10 protein-coding genes and 1 pseudogene are annotated in these 18,133 nt (G+C 47.0%); 4 read left to right on the forward strand and 7 right to left on the reverse strand.

Annotated features, from left to right (window positions below; genetic code table 11):
- The first annotated feature begins 9 nt into the window (after window positions 1-9).
- Together pepN and ICE94_RS02075 are read left to right on the forward strand one after the other, a co-directional pair.
- A complete protein-coding gene (pepN, locus tag ICE94_RS02070; protein WP_216148152.1) occupies window positions 10-2,607 on the forward strand; it encodes an aminopeptidase N in 2,598 nt (865 codons plus the stop codon).
- A gap of 16 nt (window positions 2,608-2,623) precedes the next feature.
- Complete coding sequence (locus ICE94_RS02075; protein ID WP_216148155.1) at window positions 2,624-3,604, forward strand: class 1 fructose-bisphosphatase; 981 nt, start codon at window positions 2,624-2,626, stop codon at window positions 3,602-3,604.
- Between the two features lie 49 nt (window positions 3,605-3,653).
- On the opposite strand, the gene ald is transcribed toward ICE94_RS02075, so the two are convergent.
- From ald to ICE94_RS02100, 5 genes are all read right to left on the reverse strand, one after another.
- Window positions 3,654-4,769, reverse strand: a complete 1,116-nt coding sequence (gene ald / locus ICE94_RS02080; RefSeq protein WP_216148159.1) for an alanine dehydrogenase — start codon at window positions 4,767-4,769, stop codon at window positions 3,654-3,656.
- Entirely contained in the window at window positions 4,766-6,148 is a 1,383-nt protein-coding gene (locus tag ICE94_RS02085) for an amino acid permease (RefSeq protein ID WP_216148162.1), read from the reverse strand. Before ICE94_RS02085 ends, ald begins: the two co-directional genes overlap by 4 nt.
- A 246-nt stretch (window positions 6,149-6,394) precedes the next feature.
- Window positions 6,395-7,519, reverse strand: a complete 1,125-nt coding sequence (locus ICE94_RS02090; RefSeq protein ID WP_216148166.1) for a hypothetical protein — start codon at window positions 7,517-7,519, stop codon at window positions 6,395-6,397.
- 13 nt (window positions 7,520-7,532) lie between these two features.
- Window positions 7,533-7,994 (reverse strand): DUF1854 domain-containing protein, encoded by a 462-nt coding sequence (locus ICE94_RS02095; RefSeq protein WP_216148168.1) that lies wholly within the window; start codon window positions 7,992-7,994, stop codon window positions 7,533-7,535.
- On the reverse strand, window positions 7,991-10,258 hold the full coding sequence (locus ICE94_RS02100) for an ABC transporter ATP-binding protein (RefSeq protein ID WP_216148171.1): 2,268 nt from the start codon (window positions 10,256-10,258) through the stop codon (window positions 7,991-7,993). The genes ICE94_RS02095 and ICE94_RS02100 overlap by 4 nt, the downstream gene beginning before the upstream one ends.
- A 139-nt stretch (window positions 10,259-10,397) precedes the next feature.
- On the opposite strand from ICE94_RS02100, the pseudogene cphA (ICE94_RS02105) reads away from it, so the two are divergent.
- A pseudogene (gene cphA / locus ICE94_RS02105) lies at window positions 10,398-12,542 on the forward strand (cyanophycin synthetase); the annotation flags it as partial.
- Window positions 12,543-12,549: 7 nt separating this feature from the next.
- Complete coding sequence (cphA, locus tag ICE94_RS02110; protein ID WP_216148177.1) at window positions 12,550-15,114, forward strand: cyanophycin synthetase; 2,565 nt, start codon at window positions 12,550-12,552, stop codon at window positions 15,112-15,114.
- A gap of 12 nt (window positions 15,115-15,126) precedes the next feature.
- Here the strand turns inward: cphA (ICE94_RS02110) and ICE94_RS02115 are convergent, their stop codons facing one another.
- Both ICE94_RS02115 and ICE94_RS02120 read right to left on the reverse strand, forming a co-directional pair.
- A complete protein-coding gene (locus tag ICE94_RS02115; protein WP_255539056.1) occupies window positions 15,127-15,903 on the reverse strand; it encodes a ThiF family adenylyltransferase in 777 nt (258 codons plus the stop codon).
- A 102-nt stretch (window positions 15,904-16,005) separates the two neighbouring features.
- Window positions 16,006-18,132, reverse strand: a complete 2,127-nt coding sequence (locus ICE94_RS02120; RefSeq protein WP_216148184.1) for a sodium:solute symporter family protein — start codon at window positions 18,130-18,132, stop codon at window positions 16,006-16,008.
- Window position 18,133: the final 1 nt, after the last annotated feature.

Below are 18,133 nucleotides of genomic sequence, written 5' to 3' on the forward strand. Positions count from 1 at the left end.
GTCATTGATATGCCAGTTAGAACAGATACCCCTATTACTTTTCATCGCCAAGATTACCAGGCGCCTAGCCATTGGATTGATCAGATTGAACTCGATATCGCATTAATTCCAGCCAAGACGATTGTGGTCAATCGGATGCAGGTCAAGCGTAATCCTGTGCACAAAGAAAATATCTTGTTTCTCAACGGTGTCGAACAAGAGTTAATCAGTATCAAGGTCAACAATCACGCCTATGAGCACTACGAGCAAACTGCGGAAGGACTGAAGCTTTTTGACTTACCCGAACAATTTGAATTAGCCATCACAAGCTCATGCTGCCCAGAAAAAAATACTTCTTTGATGGGTTTATATGTCTCGAATGGCAACTTCTTTACACAATGCGAAGCTGAGGGTTTTAGAAAAATCACTTACTTCCTAGATCGCCCCGATGTCATGTCTAAATATAAAGTGACATTAAGGGCAATTAAACAGCAACTGCCGGTGCTCCTATCTAACGGCAATCTGGTCAAAGAAGAAGATCTCGGCAACGGTTGGCATGCGGTTACATGGGAAGATCCATTCTATAAACCTTGCTATCTTTTTGCTCTAGTCGCTGGTAAGTTGGCCTGTATTGAAAGACGTATTCAGACTGAATCAGGTCGCAGTAAATTACTACAAGTATGGGTCGAAGCTAAAGATTTAGATAAGACTAAACATGCCATGGACTCACTGATTGCTTCGATCCGCTGGGACGAAAAGCGCTTTGGTCTCGAGCTAGATCTCGATCGCTTCATGATTGTGGCTGTCAGTGATTTCAATATGGGCGCGATGGAAAATAAAGGTTTAAACATCTTTAACACCAAATTTGTTCTCGCCCACCCTGAAACAGCCACTGATATTGACTACGCCAATATTGAAAGCGTCGTTGCGCACGAGTATTTCCATAACTGGACTGGTAATCGTGTCACCTGTCGTGATTGGTTCCAACTATCTCTTAAAGAAGGCTTAACAGTCTTCAGAGATCAAGAATTTTCAGCCGATCAAATGGGTAGTACTTCAGGTCGCGCAGTCAAACGCATCGAGGATGTACGTCTCTTGCGTCAAATTCAGTTTCCCGAAGATGCAGGACCGATGGCACATCCCATTCGACCCGATAGCTATCAAGAAATTAATAATTTCTATACGGTTACCGTCTATGAAAAAGGTGCCGAAATTATTCGGATGCAGCAAACACTCCTCGGTCAAGAAGGCTTTCGCAAGGGTATGGACTTGTACTTTGCACGCCATGATGGTCAAGCCGTGACTTGTGACGATTTCGTGGCGGCAATGAGCGACGCCAATCAAAAAGATTTAGAGCAATTTAAACGCTGGTACAGTCAAGCTGGCACGCCCAGAGTGCATGTGACTGAATCGTATGAGGCAGGTCGCTATCGCGTCCAACTCAGTCAAACTTGCCCACCAACCCCCGGTCAAGCCAACAAACAGCCATTTCATATTCCATTGCTATACAAGCTGATTGGCGTAGCAGATCAAAATGAGGAACTTTTTGAGCTCAAAGATCGTGAAGCCACTATCGAATGGACGGGCCTGTCACAAAAACCCATTCTGTCAATCAATCGTCACTTTTCAGCGCCGATTATTCTGGAATTTGAGCAAAGCAATGCAGAGTTACTCACTCTCTTTGCCAACGATGATGATGCCTTCAATCGCTGGGAAGCGATTCAGAAAATCTATGTTCGCCATATTCTAGATAAGAAACTACTAGATTCAGACACACTCAAAGCACTCGAAGATTTGTTGCTAGATTCCCATATTGATCCAGCATTCAAAGAATTAGTCTTCACTCTACCTGCTGAGAGTTATCTTTATGAGCAAGTGGCGGTCATAGAACCCCAAGAATTGCATTACGCGCGACGCTCGATTCGTGCCCAACTGGCTAATAGCCTGCAAAATCATTGGTTGCATATTTATCAAACCCTGAATAGCGATGCTGCTTATAGCCCTGATCCGAAATCTATGGGACAGCGCAGCCTCAAAAACTTAGCTTTGCAACTACTCGCCGAAAGCGCACATGCTAGTAGCGCCACTTTATTGCAGGAGCAATATACACAAGCGAACAATATGACCGATCGCTATGGGGCTCTGAGTGCGATGGTGCAGTTTAACCACCCTCAAACCGATCATTACCTGGCGGACTTCCATCAACGCTTTAGCAATGATGCTTTAGTGATCGATAAATGGTTTATGTTGCAAGCCACACGCCAACCCATGCTAGATGGCAGCCGACCTTTACTCGATGACATTCAATATTTAAGACGTCATCCTGATTTTCAGATAAAGAACCCCAATCGGGTACGCAGCTTAATTCATGCTTTTTGTATGAATAATCATGCAGGCTTTCATATGACTTCCGGCGCCAGCTACTCATTTTGGGCTGAGCAAGTGATTGAGCTTGACAGTATTAATCCTCAAGTAGCGGCTCGTTTAGCTCGCGCGCTCGATCGTTGGCAACAATTTGCAAGTCCTTATCGGGAAAAAATGGAAAGCGCATTAAAATCAGTTGCAGCACACCAGCAGCTCTCTGCGGATGTGAGTGAAATCATTCAAAAAGCATTACAAAAGAACTAATACTGAAGAGGGAATCATGAGTCAGACCACCTTGCATCAATTTCTGCAACAGCGCGGTTCAAAAGAACCCGGGCTGAATGCATTGTTACTGCAAATCACGGTGGCCTGCCAGGCCATTGCCAAACAGGTTGAACAGGGTGCACTGGCTGGCATCATTGGCTCAGCAGGTAGCGGCAATGTGCAAGGTGAAACACAACAAAAATTAGATATTCTATCCAATGACATTCTTTTACAAGAATGTGTGAAAGAAGCTAGTTTGGCAGCCATGGCTTCAGAAGAAATGGAAACCATTCACCCCGCCAATGCCAATGGTGAATATCTACTCTTATTTGATCCTCTAGATGGCTCGTCCAATATTGATGTGAATGTATCGATTGGCACGATCTTTTCAGTGCTGCGCAAAAAACATCAAGGTGCGGCGCATGAAAATGATTTTCTGCAGGTCGGTCGCGAGCAATTATTGGCCGGCTATGTGGTGTATGGACCGCAAACCACTCTAGTCTTCACCTTAGGTCAAGGTGTTCATATGTTTACCTTTGATCATCAGACCCAACAATTTGTACTGATCAAAGAAAATATTCAAGTTCAAGCAGATACCAAAGAATTTGCGATCAATATGTCGAACATGCGTCATTGGGCTGCCCCCGTTAAACGCTATGTCGATGAATGCCTTTTAGGTGTAGAAGGTGCTCGTCAGAAAGACTTTAATATGCGCTGGATCGCATCCATGGTAGCCGATGTACATCGCATTTTGTGTCGCGGGGGTGTATTTATGTACCCCTGGGATAAGCGCGACCCCACGAAACCAGGTAAGTTGCGTCTCATGTATGAGGCCAACCCTATGAGCTGGCTCATAGAGCAAGCCGGTGGCGCTTCAATCAACGGCACTCAGTCCATTCTAGACATCCCACCCGAAAAACTTCATCAACGCGTCTCGGTGATTCTGGGCTCCAAGAATGAAGTTAGCAGAATCCAAAACTATCATCAGAATGGGTAGCCACCTCCCAATCACTACCATCCTCTATTAGGCGGCTACCCGAGGATGGTCAGTGCAATAGTTGACCAGGGCTCACATACTCACACCCTTGAGCTTCGGCAACGGCCTTACAAGTCACAAAACCCTGGTACACATTCAGACCATTCATTAAGTGGCGGTTCACCTGTAAAGCATGGTCGATACCTAAATTTGCCAATTGATGAATGAAAGGTGCTGTCGCATGATTTAAGGCGAGCGTTGATGTCCGTGCAACGGCACCTGGCATATTGGCCACACAATAATGAATCACATCATGCATCCGATAAGCAGGTTCCGAATGAGTTGTTGGGCGAGAGGTTTCAAAACAACCCCCTTGATCAATGGCCACATCAACCAAGACCGAACCCGCTTTCATTTCTTTGACAAGCTGCTCGCTCACTAACTTAGGCGCCTTCGCCCCAGGAATTAACACTCCGCCAATCACTACATCAGCCATGAGAACGGCTCGCTGCAAATTAGCTTGACTAGAATACAAAGTCTGAATGCGATTGCCATAAAGAGCATCCAAATAGCGCAGGCGCTCTAAACTAGTATCCAAAATAGTGACTTGAGCTCCCAAGCCGACTGCCATTTGTAGGGCGTTCGTACCAACAACACCCGCACCAATGATCACTAACTTGGCTGATGGAACCCCACTCACGCCACCCAATAAGACACCGCGACCCCCTTGAGATTTTTCAAGTTGATGAGCGGCTGCTTGAACAGCCATTCGCCCTGCCACCTCACTCATAGGAGCCAGTAATGGCAGACGCCCTGCATCATCACTGACGGTCTCATAGGCGATACATTTAGCTTTAGAAGCCAGCAGTGCGCGAGTTTGTTCGAAGTCCGGAGCGAGATGTAAATAGGTAAATAAAGTTTGATGGCTTTTTAAGCGGGCACACTCCTCGACCTGGGGCTCTTTGACTTTTACAATCAATTGCGCCTCGTCAAAAATGGCTCGTGCATGATCCACGATATGAGCGCCAGCTAATGCATAGTGTTCATCAGTAAATCCAATCGCCGCTCCCGCATCTCTTTCAACAAATACTGGATGCCCCGCTTGCACAAGCTCATAAACGATATCCGGCACCAGTCCTACGCGATATTCGTGATTTTTAATTTCTTTAGGTACTCCAATAATCATGCAGACTCCTTTGTTTGATCATGTTGACGATGTAAACCAAATATGAAATACAGCAGCGCTAAAACAATCAGAATGGGTGGGCCGACATAAAAACCCATACGCGTGTTTTCTGAATAGGCCATCAGGGCGATCACAAAAAATACGCCAAATAAAGCAAACCAAGAGGCATAAGGCCAAAAGATCGCTCGATAACTTAACTTTTCAACTTGCTCTTGTGTCAAACTTTTTCTAAAGGCAATTTGCGTGCTTAAGATGGCAACCCAAACAAATAGGCCAATCAGCGTGACAGCTGCGGTAATCCACTGAAACGCTTTCTCAGGCACAAAGTAATTAATGATGACGCCACATGTAGGAAGTAAGACCGTCATCACGATCGCATTCACTGGCACGCCTTGAGGTGAAAGACGTTTAAATAGTTTCGGAGCTTGCCCCTGTGAAGAGAGACCGAGTAAGAGGCGACCACCACTAAAAATGCCGGCGTTACATGAAGATAAAGCAGCAGTAATGACTACGAAATTGATAATTCCAGCGGCCTCACGCAAACCCATACTCTCAAACATAGCGACAAATGGACTGCCATGGAGCCCCACTTCATTCCATGGGAATAAGCAAAGAATGACAAACAAAGCACCTACGTAGAAGATCAAAATACGCCAAGCTAATGAATCAATTGCCATCGGGATAGTACGTGTAGGATCTTGAGCCTCTCCGGCAGACAAACCAATCATCTCAATACCTACATAGGCAAATAAGACCATTTGCATGGAGAGTAAGAAGCCAGAGATGCCATTGGGAAAGAATCCGCCGTGTTGCCATAAATTGGCAATACCGACAGGCTCACCGCCCCTACCCCAACCCACCACAATCATGCCCATACCTATGGCAATCATCGTGACAATCGCGACTACCTTGATTAAGGAAAACCAAAACTCAAACTCACCAAAAACTTTGACGGCTAGAAAATTAATACAGCCCATCGCCAAAATGGATGCAAGAGCCCATATCCACTGAGGTACATCAGGAAACCACAGCCCCATATAAACACCCACTGCAGTCACCTCAGCGAGCCCCACCACCACCCAATACGTCCAATAGCCCCAACCGACCATATAACCGGCCAAGGGGCTCAGGTATTGGCGTGCATAGTGTGCAAATGAACCCGATACAGGATCATGGACAGCCATTTCACCGAGAGCGCGTAACACAATAAATGCAATCGCCCCCGCTAAGATGTAAGCCAGGATGATGGAAGGACCCGCCAACTGAATAGCTGTGGCAGAACCCAAAAATAGACCCACTCCAATGGTTGAGCCCAAAGCCATGAGGCGAATGTGGCGCGACTGCAAACTACGTTGCAAGCCGTGATTATCAGAAACCATTTTTTCTCCTTATTTGCTAACAATAGACAAGTAAGGGTCAGAGCATAGGTAGATGAATCCGGAATGTATAGCCGTAAGAAAATACAAAAATACTAAAAGTGATAAAAGTATCAGTACCTAGTTTTTGTGAGTGAATAGCAATAAGGCTCTAGAATTTTCAGCCGGCAATTACTTACAAAGAAATAAGTAATTTCCTACAGAAAAATCAGTAACTAGAAGCTGAGTTTTGAAATAATGCCCGTGCGATTAAGTCGGGATTTTGATATCAGTCGTCTCTGGTCTGACCCAGCGAGGTGACTCGCGTGACGTATCGATACATCCACCTGCGCCGTAGACTCCTTTAGGGTCACGGTAGCGCATCATACGATGAAGGACGGTTTGGTATTGTTGGGGGTCTTGTAAAGTGGCTTTGACGCATGACTCGACCAGGCTCTCATTCATGACAGGCTCATCTTTGGTATTGCGCTGTACGCCATCTTTCCAGTGATAAACCTCAACGCATTTAGTCTCCAGGGTAAATGGGTAGTCCCGTTTCCAAAAATTGGTAAATAAATTACGGCCTAGGTAAATAACCCAAGAACCTTCATAGCCAGGGATGTCAGAAGAAATACCATCGGGGTTCCTGAACCAAACTCGATCGCCCGGAACGTAATACTTCATAGGAAAAGGTTCTTCCATAGAACCATACTCGCGCAAAAATACTTCGTGAAATTCCCCTGAGCGAATGGCACGTTTAGCTGAGCGCTCTTCCAATAGCTTTAATAGGCCAGGATTGGTGCTCTGAATTTCTCGCGCAATACTCAGTAAGATGACGTACTCGGTGGCCCGGTAACAAGAGAAAGAGTAGGCATGCTCAGCATCTTGTGGTTGAGTCGCTTTGACCAAAGCATCAATGATGGGCACACCATCATTCAGGAGAAAACCTGCCTCTTCATCGTAATGCCAACAATCTTCCGGCCGTTCAATAGCGTCAGTATCAAAGTTCAGTGCCGCCCGATAACCCGCATCCACCACATACAGACGAATACGAATTGCAGACTGCAACTCAGCCAAACTGGGGAAAGCAAATGGAATCGTCGCCAATAGCATGGCGATTAATATTTCACGCTCAAGATCACGTGCGGTTTTTTGTAAATGGAGTTTTTCGTATAAACGCGTGGTATCCCATGCGGGGGCATAGCGTTCTTGGAATGCATCTGATAGATAAAAGCCTAGATAATCAGGGCCATGCTCAACGCATAAGTCATCCTGCAAACCATAACTTTGTACGTAAGCCTTGAATTCCTCTTCTAGCCCTTGACCTTGGCTAGCTAGCTGAATGAAATGTATGCCACATGTCTTAAATCGACGCTGTGGAGCATTAGCACTCATAAATACCCTCTTATTACAAGAATCGATCGAGCAAACGTCGACTCTGCTTATCTAAACGGCCGATATCATCAATGAGGTATTGCACGCCGTTGGTATCCGAAATCAAACAAGTTGTTTTCGAAATGCGGCGGATATCATCCTCACCTTTTAATATCAGAACCGTATCTCCTCGATTCGTTTTTATCTGCCAACTACTCGGTGTAGCAAAAGTAGATACCGAGACGATTTTTTCAATCAGTGGCACAAACTCTCTTGAGGCTAATTCTTCTTGGATGAGGGCCTGGTTGTCAATAGTGGTTTCAGCTAGGTGATTGAGCCACACCAACTCATGACCCTCACGATCCATGATTGATATACCGTCTTGGGCCGCACTAATGGGGAAAGCTCGCACCGGAACCACCTGCTCAAAAACCTGGCCTTGTTCATCCCTTAAACGTAAGTGCCCAAAAGCATCCCGACTTAACTGAAAACTCATGATTGCACCTCGTTACCTACATCATCTTGCGATTGACGGGCTTGGGTTTCATACATACGCCGATAGGTACCATCCAAGGCCATCAACTCATCATGGTTGCCGATTTCAATGACCTGACCTTTATTGAGAACCACCAAGCGATCTGCTTTTCTGAGAGTCGAGAGACGATGTGCAATCGCAATCGTAGTTCGACCTCGCACCAGATTATCTAGCGCCTTTTGAATTTCTTTTTCAGTAGTACTGTCTACCGATGAAGTGGCCTCATCCAAGATCAGAATTTGCGGATCGATCAGTAGCGCACGGGCAATTGAAATACGCTGACGCTCACCACCGGAGAGTGACTGACCACGCTCACCGACGAGGGAATCATAGCCATGCGGCAGGCGTAAGATGAATTCATGGGCATGGGCAGCACGTGCAGCCTCAATAATTTCTGCGCGAGTAGCACCCGGCTTGCCATAAGCAATATTTTCTGCAATCGTGCCAAAGAATAAGAAAGGTTCTTGCAGTACCAAACCGATATTTTTACGGTAGTCTGCAATGGCAATCGAGCGAATATCAACACCATCTAAGGTAATCGTTCCTTCTGCTGCATCATAGAAACGACAAATCAAGTTGACCAAGGTACTCTTGCCCGAACCGCTGTGACCTACCAAACCAATCATCTCACCGGGCTGAATATCCAGACTGATTCCCTTAGTAACAGCGCGATTGCCATAACGAAAACCAACGTTTTGTAGTTGAATATGACCGCGTACTTTATCGATGCGGACCGGGTTTTGTGGTTCAGGAACGCTCGAGACGTGATCCAAGATATCAAAAATTCGTTTGGCGCCTGTCGCCGCTTTTTGTGTAAAAGAAACGATGCGACTCATAGAGTCTAAACGCGTATAAAAACGGCCAATATAGGCTAAGCAAGCAGTGAGCATACCTACTGTAATCGCATCATTAGCGATCTGCCAAATACCAAAAGCCCAAACGACTAAGAGGCCAATTTCTGTGAGTAAGGTAATGGTGGGTGAGAACAAGGCCCATACACGATTGACACGGTCATTGACTGCTAAGTTATGTTGGTTCGATGCATGAAAACGCTCAGCTTCACGATTTTCTTGGGCAAACGCTTTCACCACTCGAATACCCGGAATAGTGTCTGCTAAAACACTCGTGACTTCAGACCAAATACGATCGATCTTCTCAAAGCCAAAGCGCAATTTATCGCGCACGATATGAATCATCCACGCAATAAATGGTAGCGGCAATAAGGTCACCAATGCCAACCACGGATCGATCGAAATCAAGATCGCAGCGGTCATGAGAATCATGAGCACATCGGTGGCAAAGTCGAGTAAATGCAAAGATAAAAACAAACAAATACGATCAGACTCAGAACCAATACGGGCAATTAAATCACCCGTTCTCTTCGCGCCAAAATACTCCAAAGATAATTTCATGAGATGGCTATAGGTCGTGGTTCGCAGATCTGCACCAATACGCTCACTCACCAAAGCCAGAATATAAGTTTTAGCCCATCCCAATACCCAGGCCACAATCGCAGCGAGCAATAAGCCACCCATGTATAAGCCAGCCAAGGTGTAATTCATTGGTTGACCATTTTGATAAGGCAAGAGCACATCGTCCATCAATGGCATCGTCAAATAGGGTGGCACCAAGGTCGCAGCCGTTGAAGCTAGGGTGAGAACGAAGCCCCAAAAGAGTTGGGTTTTATAGGGCTTTGCAAAACGCCACAAACGAAACAGGGTCCAGGTCGATGGCGGAGTCGTGTTTTCAGCAGTACATGCCGGACATTCATCCTGATCGGGTGGCAAAGGCACCCAACAAGTGGGGCATAAAGATTGCGCATCGGCCTCATCATCCTCATCAGCAACACCCTGTGCACGCTTTTGCTCTAACTTCAATTGCTGCACCAATCGATTGGCTGCAGGGTTTTGTGCCAAAGTAAAACGCCAAATACCTAAACGTTCTTGAGTATTGACGAGCTCTAGGCTACCCACCCCCGCATGATCGTGAAGATGTAATTTAAGCGCAGGGTCAACCGACCAAGTTTGCGCCAGCACACCTTGATCATCAAACGCCAGTAAGCGTTGTGTCGTCAAACATAAGAGGCTTTGGCTATATTGCAACTTTAAATTGAGATCCAATTCCACACAAACCAACACCTGCTCCTCAAGCGCCAAAACGGGTTGAAGAGCCTCTTGCCAAAAAGGGGCAAGACGCGTAATGGGCAGGCGATTTTGTGAGTTCAAGCGAGGATGATTTTGGTTGATAATGAGGGCACATTATCGCAAATTTAGGCTCTATCCCCATGCAGTTTTTTGTCAACCCAAATCCAAGTTATGCGTTTAGAGCCAACGTATAAGAATAACTGCCAGCTGCCACCCCTAAATGACTAAAAAATATATAGAAATCAAAGACTTAAAGATGATCAAGGGGCCCAGCATGTGGACCTATACGCCGATCATCGAAGCACTTGTTGATATTCATGATTTAGAAGACTACCCCTCCAACCTCTTACCTGGCTTTACCGACCGTCTAGTTGCCTGGCTACCGAGTCTAGAGGAACACCATTGCAGCTACGAAGAACACGGTGGTTTTGTGCGTCGCTTACACGAAGGAACCTGGCCGGCTCATATCCTGGAACACGTCACCTTGGAATTACAAAATTTGGCCGGCATGCCCGGTGGTTTTGGTAAGGCTCGCGAAACCAGTCAGCGCGGTGTGTATAAGGTGGTCGTCAGAGCCTGGCATGAAGAGATTACCAAAAAAGCGCTCTTTCATGCTCGCGATCTCTTGATGGCAGCGATTGAAGATCGCCCCTTTGACGTACCTCAGGCAGTCAGTGAAATTGAGGAGTTAGTCGATAGCCTCTATCTAGGCCCGAGTACAGCGTGTATTGTGAATGCCGCGCGTGATCGCGATATTCCCACACATCGTCTGACTGAAGGCAATTTAGTGCAGTTGGGCTATGGCTGCAAACAGCGTCGTATTTGGACCGCAGAAACCGATCAAACCAGTGCGATTGCTGAAGGCATTTCTCGAGACAAAGACTTAACTAAATCTCTCTTAGCATCCTGTGGAGTACAAGTACCTGAGGGTCGCATGGTGGATAGCCCCAGTGATGCTTGGGCAGCCGCACAAGACATTGGTGTGCCTGTGGTGGTTAAACCATATGACGGTAATCATGCACGTGGCGTGTTTACCAATCTCACCTCCCAAGATGAAATCGAAAAAGCCTACGTGAATGCTCTGCGTCAAGGTAGCGGCGTGATGGTGGAACGTTATATCGATGGTGATGAGCACCGCCTCTTGGTCGTGGGTCGCAAAGTTGTGGCGGCCTCAAAAGGTGAATCCGCTTGGGTGACCGGTGATGGTCGTCGCACTGTACGTCAACTGATTGATGAAGAACTCAATACCGATCCACGCCGTGGCGATGCCGAACTACAACCACTCAGCCCTGTCTACTTCGACCACCTCCTCGATATTACTCTAGCCAAACAACAATTAGAGCTCGATGCAGTTCCTACTGCAGGTCAAGAAGTATTAGTACAGCGCTCGGGCAATATGGCTTTTGAAGTGACACATTTGATACATCCTGAAGTCGCCCACCAAGCCACCTTAGCCGCGCGCGTCGTTGGTTTAGACATTGCTGGCATTGACTTGGTCACCACAGATATTTCTAAACCACTTGAAGAAACGGGTGGCGCGATTGTGGAGGTGAACGCGGGCCCAGGCTTAATCATGCATCTTAAACCCGCCATAGGTACGCCACAGCCCGTTGGCCAGGCGATTGTCGAACATCTTTTCCCCAATGGCGATCAAGGACGCATTCCGATTGTGGGAGTCGCCGGTTCACGCGGTAAAACTTTAGTTGCCCAGTTATGCGCCCACCTATTACAACTGACCGGTCTCAAAGTCGGTCTCGCTTGTAGTAAAGGGGCGTACTTTAGCCAACGCTTGCAAGTCAGCGGCGATTGTGCCAATTGGGCAAGCTCAAATCGAATCCTCATGAATCGTCAAATCGAAGCGGCTGTTTTTGAAAACAGTAATCGCATGATTCTGAACGAGGGCTTAGCCTATGATCGCTGCCAGGTCGGCATCGTTACCCATTTAGACCCTAACGACACCGTGCCTGAGTGCGATATTTTGGAAGAGCGTCAAATCTACAATGTCTTACGTACTCAGGTGGATGTGGTGCTACCTCAAGGTTTTGCGGTGCTCAATGGTGACGATCCACTCGTTGCTGAAATGGCTGAACTCTGTGATGGTGAAGTCATTTTCTTCAGTCGCTATGGCATGAATGAAACCGTACAAAAACATCTTGAGGCAGGCGGTAAAGCGATTTTTACGGACGACACCCAAATTGTTCTGGCAGAAGGTGCTGAGCGTCATGTCCTCATGCCGATTAAAAACATCCCCGTACTTCAGGCTAGCACTAAGCAACATACTTTAGAGTATGTCTTAGCGGCTATCGGTGCGGGTTGGTCAATGAATTTATCAAAAGAAGTGATGGCCGCTGGCCTACAAACTTATCAATAATATGGAACTGACTCGCATCCGCGCACTTCGAGGCCCTAATATCTGGGGCAAACATACAGCCATTGAAGCTTTGGTTTATTGCGAACCGAATGAGCGAGCTTTGGATAATCTTCAAGGTTTCGAAACACGCTTACGTAGTCGCTTCCCACAATTAGGCCCCATATCCAATACCCAAAATGAGCCCGTCTCATTAGCACACGTACTCGAGGTTTGTACTCGCGACCTACAAGCGCAGGCAGGTTGCCCTGTGGCCTTTAGTCGCACCATGAGCACACCAGATGATGGTGTCTATATCGTTGTTGTTGAGTACACCGAAGAAAAAGTGGGAAGACTCGCCTTAGATCTAGCCATCAAACTTTGTCAGTCTGCCTTAATTGATAATGGCTCACACCTTGAGGAATACATCTCCCAGCTTCAGGAACTTGATGAAGATATTCGCTTAGGCCCTAGCACCGCATCGATCGTAGATGCGGCCATTGCGCGAGGCATCCCCTATCAACGCTTAACAGAAGGCAGCCTCGTACAACTGGGCTGGGGCAGCAAACAAAGGCGGATTCAGGCAGCTGAAACGAGTGAAACGTCTGCCATTGCTGAATCGATTGCACAAGACAAGGATTTAACTAAGCGTCTCTTAAATGCTGCTGGTGTACCAGTTCCCATGGGTAAGATTGTCACAACAGCGGATGAGGCATGGGAAACCTATTTAGAGCTGAAAGTGCCTGTGGCCATCAAACCCCGTGATGGTAATCAAGGCAAAGGTGTAGCTGTCAACATCAGCACACGTGAACAAATTGATATCGCTTTTGCTGCTGCCTCTAAGATTTCTTCAGAAGTGATTGTGGAGAGGTATTTACCGGGACAAGATCACCGCTTTTTAGTGATTGGCAATCAATTGGTTGCTGCTGCCAGACGTGAACCTCCCTATGTCACGGGTGACGGCGTGCATACGGTGCGCGAACTCGTTGAAGAAGTGAATAAAGATCCACTGCGTGGCGATGGTCACGCCACATCACTGAGCAAAATCAGGATTGATGAAATCGCTATTTCCACGCTCAAAAATCAAGACTTAAGCCCTGAGTCAGTACCCGCGAAAGGTTTGCGCGTGACTCTCAGAAATAATGCCAATCTCAGCACCGGGGGTACGGCTACCGATGTGACTGAAGATGTTCACCCTGATTTAGCTGCTTCTGCGATTGCTGCTGCACAGATGGTGGGCTTAGATATTTGTGGTGTCGACGTAGTCTGCGAAAACGTTTTCAAACCGCTTGAAGAACAAGGTGGCGGTATCGTTGAAGTGAATGCGGCCCCTGGCTTACGTATGCATCTACATCCTTCATACGGCAAAGGCCGACCTGTCGGTGAAGCCATTATTTCCACGATGTTTGGTCCCGGAGAGGACGGTCGTATCCCTACCGTCGCCGTGACGGGCACGAATGGTAAAACCACGACAGTGAGAATGATTGCTCACATTTTTAAGGAGCAAGGCCTGCGCGTAGGTTTTACCGGCACCGATGGTGTTTATGTGAACGGTCGACGTATTGACACGGGTGACTGCAGTGGTCCGAAAAGTGCCCGTAATGTTTTAATGCATCCTGATGTGGATGCTGCTGTCTTAGAAACTGCGCGTGGCGGTATTTTGCGTGAAGGCCTTGGCTTTGATCGCTGTCATGTGGCTGTTGTGACCAATATTGGTGAAGGTGATCACCTAGGCATGAACTACATCAACACGGCCGCAGAAATTGCGAATGTGAAACGCGTGATTGTGCAAAATGTGGCTCCGTCGGGGATGGCTGTTCTCAATGCCGCAGACCCCTTGGTTGCCAAAATGGCTAAAGTTTGCCCCGGTCAAGTCACCTACTTTGCTAGAGATGTACAGCATCCGATCATGGCCAAACATCGCGCCCAAGGTCAGCGTGTGATTTTTGTACAAGACCAACACATCATAGCTGCTGAAGGTAAGAAAGAGTTTCATATTCCTCTTAGCTCGATTCCCATCACTGCCAATGGCATGATTAGCTTTCAGGTAGAAAACACCATGGCTGTAATTGGTGCTGCATGGGCACTCAATATCTCTTGGGATGTGATTTCTCAGGCGCTATCAAGCTTTGTTAGCGATGCCAACAACGTGCCTGGGCGCTTTAATTTATTTACTTATCGTCAAGCCACTATCATTGCTGACTATGGCCATAATCCTGATGCGATTGCCGCTTTGTCTGAAACAATCAGCCAAATGCCAGCCAAGAAACGTATGGTTGTTATCAGTGGCGCAGGTGATCGTCGCGATCAAGATATTCGTAAACAAACAGAAATCTTAGGACAGCACTTTGACCATGTGATTCTTTATGAAGATCAGTGCCAAAGAGGTCGAGCTGATGGCGAAGTGGTTGCCATCTTACGTCAAGGCCTAAGCGACTCTAAAATTGTGAAGAAAATTGAAGAGATCCAAGGTGAGTTCAAAGCGATTGACTCCGCCTTTAGTCAAATAGAAGCGGGCGATGTTTGCTTAGTACTCGTTGATCAAGTAGAAGAGGCTTTGGCTCATATCCAAAGCAAGATAAGTAGCTAAAGGCTGCCAGAGCTAGCTCTTCTTTATAGTTGCAGTCGCTTTTTTCTGCATTTGTGCCAAGATTTCAGAGGCGGCTGCTAAACCCATGGTGGCAGTCACAGTCATCGCCGAGCCATAGCTTGAGCATGCCAAACCCTGCCCCCCTTGACCTTTGACAGGTTCATCAGAATAAATAACTCGGACACCCATTTTTTTATGGGTCTCTTTAGGATAGCCAAATTGTCTTCTTAAGGTGTAGCGGATCTTGGATAAGATTGGATCTTGTGAGGACTCCGACAGGTCAGCTCTACATATACGGGTTGGATCGATCTTACCCCCGGCAGCGCCACACACGACTAGCGGTATTTTTTTCTGAGCATAAACAATGAGGGCTGTTTTCATGCGCACATCATCGCTTGCATCCAATATATAAGTCGGATGATGGATGTCTTTAAGTAAGTGAGTTTCAAAGTTTTCAGGCTTTAAAAAATCGTCCACTAGCCCTAGCTGTATAGCCGGATTAATCTTGAGAAGACGTTCTTGCATCGCTATCGTCTTAGCTTGACCACAGGTATTGGTCAAAGCATGTAACTGACGATTGATATTACTCGGTGCAATATGATCAAAATCAATCAGGGTCATATGCCCAACGCCAGTCCTGGCTAAAGCCTCAGCCGCCCAAGAACCGACTCCACCCAAACCTACGACGATGACATGCGCCTGCCTAAAGTATTGCAGGGCATCACTGCCATAAATACGCGCGACGCCACCGAAGGCGCGTTCTTGAAATTGTTGATCTTCTAAAGTCATAAGCATGACTATATAAGAAATTGAAAAGAAAAAACCCGCTCCGAAGAGCGGGTTGAAATGTGAGGCCCCTGCAGCGAGGCCATCACTCTTGGCTAAACTTTATTAAGCTTTGTCGCCACGTAACGTTGGGTAACGTACATGGTCAACGAGCTCTTGAATGTCCTTACGTGGAGCTGGTGTTAATAAGCTCACGATGACAATCAATGCGATACCAACAGGTACACCAAAGATACCAGCTGAAATCGGAGCAATACCCCACCAGAGTTCAACTGGAGAAGTCACACCGAAGACGCTACGTAACCATGGATGTGTTGTGATCATGTAGTAGAAGGTGATACCGAAACCACCGATCATACCCACACAAGCACCCCACTTGTTAGCACGCTTCCAGAAGATACCGAGAGCCAATGCTGGGAAGAAGGCAGCCGCAGCAAATGAGAACGCAGCAGAAACGAGGAACAAGATGTCCGCAGGTTTCTGAGCAGCCACATAAGCAGCAGCAAGAGCCACTACCAACAAGAGGATCTTAGAGATCATCACGCGCTTACCAGTTGAAGCGTTAGGATCAATCATCTTGTAGTACAAGTCGTGTGACAAAGCGTTAGCGATTGTCAAGAGCAAGCCGTCAGCTGTTGACAAAGCAGCAGCCAAACCACCCGCAGCGACCATACCAGAGATTACGTATGGCAGACCACCGATTTCTGGGGTAGCCAACACGATGATGTCACCACCGATACGCATTTCACCTAACTGGAAAATACCGTCTTTGTTAACGTCAGCGATAGAGAGCAACGCTGGGTCAACCTTAGCCCATTGATTAATCCAGGCCGGCAGTTGATCAAACGGTGTTCCCACCAAGACGTTAAACACCTCGTATTTCACCAAAACTGCCAAGGCAGGTGCAGTGAAGTAGAGCAAGAAGATGAAGAACAATGACCATGTCACTGACTCACGAGCTTCTTTCACAGATGGTGTGGTGTAGTAACGCATCAAGATGTGTGGCAAAGCAGCTGTACCGACCATCAAACAGAAAATCAAAGCTAGGAAGTTACGACGTGATGTGTCGTAAGCAGTACGTGCTTTTTCATCTCCATTTGGATCACCAGCAAACTGTTGTGAGTGACGTGGCATACCAGCGAGTGGTCGTGCACGTGCCTCATTAGCAGCTTTAGCTTTCGTCCAAGCATCTTTAGCAGCAGCTTCATCCTTAGGTACAGCAGCTAAAGCTTTCTCAGCAGCAGCAATATCAGCAGCTGGCGCATTAGCAGCCTTCAGATCAGCCAGTTTCTTCTCAGCAGCAGCTTTATCAGCAGCCAAAGCAGCAGGAATATCCTTCAACTTGGCACCGAGGTCATCAGCACGCTGTTTGAATACTGCGATCACTTCGAGTTCCTTAGGATCTTTAATCAATTCAGCTTCACGGGCTGTCACTTTTTCAAGTTGGAAGCCGTAAACCAATTGAGGAATTGGGAAACTTGTCTGCTTCACAGACAACCAAATCACAGGAATCAAGTAAGCGATGATCAAGATGATGTACTGGGCAACTTGTGTCCAAGTCACCGCACGCATACCACCCAAGAATGAACAGACCAAGATACCACCAAGACCCAAGAAAATACCGAGTTCAAATGGCACACCTGTCAAACGTGTTGTGATCAAACCTACACCGTAGATCTGAGCGACCACATAAACGAATGAACAGATAATGGCTGCCAAGATACCCAATAAACGTGGCAAATTACCATCGTAACGAGCACCGAGGAAGTCAGGGATCGTGAACTGACCAAACTTACGCAAGTATGGAGCGAGGAACAACGCTACCAAACAGTAGCCACCAGTCCAACCCATGATGAACGCGAGTCCACCGTAGCCTGTTAGGTAGAGAGTACCAGCCATACCGATGAAGGACGCAGCCGACATCCAGTCTGAGCCTGTTGCCATACCGTTGTACACCGCTGGCACACGACGACCAGCCACATAGTATTCTGAAGCGTCATTTGTACGGCTCATCACACCGATACCGGCGTAGAGCAATACTGTGGCGCCCAAGAAGATGTAACCAATCCAGTTACGTGGCAAGCCCATTTGCTCCATGATCGCCAAAACAATCACGAAAGCAATAAAGCCCCCCGTATACCAAGCGTAGATCTTGTTAAGTTGTTTCTTAAATGCAGCGTTGCTTGACGCAGAAAATGCGCCGCCGCCGCTTTCAGGAGCTAATCCAGCCATA

The sequence above is a fragment of the Polynucleobacter sp. MWH-Loch1C5 genome (assembly GCF_018881775.1).
Lineage (GTDB): Bacteria > Pseudomonadota > Gammaproteobacteria > Burkholderiales > Burkholderiaceae > Polynucleobacter.

Excerpts from the sequence above, each read along its gene's own strand:
- pepN (WP_216148152.1), top strand. The coding sequence starts at position 10 with ATGCCAGTTAGAACAGATACCCCTATTACTTTTCATCGCCAAGATTAC.
- ICE94_RS02075 (WP_216148155.1), top strand. The coding sequence starts at position 2,624 with ATGAGTCAGACCACCTTGCATCAATTTCTGCAACAGCGCGGTTCAAAA.
- ald (WP_216148159.1), bottom strand. The coding sequence starts at position 4,769 with ATGATTATTGGAGTACCTAAAGAAATTAAAAATCACGAATATCGCGTA.
- ICE94_RS02085 (WP_216148162.1), bottom strand. The coding sequence starts at position 6,148 with ATGGTTTCTGATAATCACGGCTTGCAACGTAGTTTGCAGTCGCGCCAC.
- ICE94_RS02090 (WP_216148166.1), bottom strand. The coding sequence starts at position 7,519 with ATGAGTGCTAATGCTCCACAGCGTCGATTTAAGACATGTGGCATACAT.
- ICE94_RS02095 (WP_216148168.1), bottom strand. The coding sequence starts at position 7,994 with ATGAGTTTTCAGTTAAGTCGGGATGCTTTTGGGCACTTACGTTTAAGG.
- cphA (WP_216148177.1), top strand. The coding sequence starts at position 12,550 with ATGGAACTGACTCGCATCCGCGCACTTCGAGGCCCTAATATCTGGGGC.
- ICE94_RS02115 (WP_255539056.1), bottom strand. The coding sequence starts at position 15,903 with ATGACTTTAGAAGATCAACAATTTCAAGAACGCGCCTTCGGTGGCGTC.
- ICE94_RS02120 (WP_216148184.1), bottom strand. The coding sequence starts at position 18,132 with ATGGCTGGATTAGCTCCTGAAAGCGGCGGCGGCGCATTTTCTGCGTCA.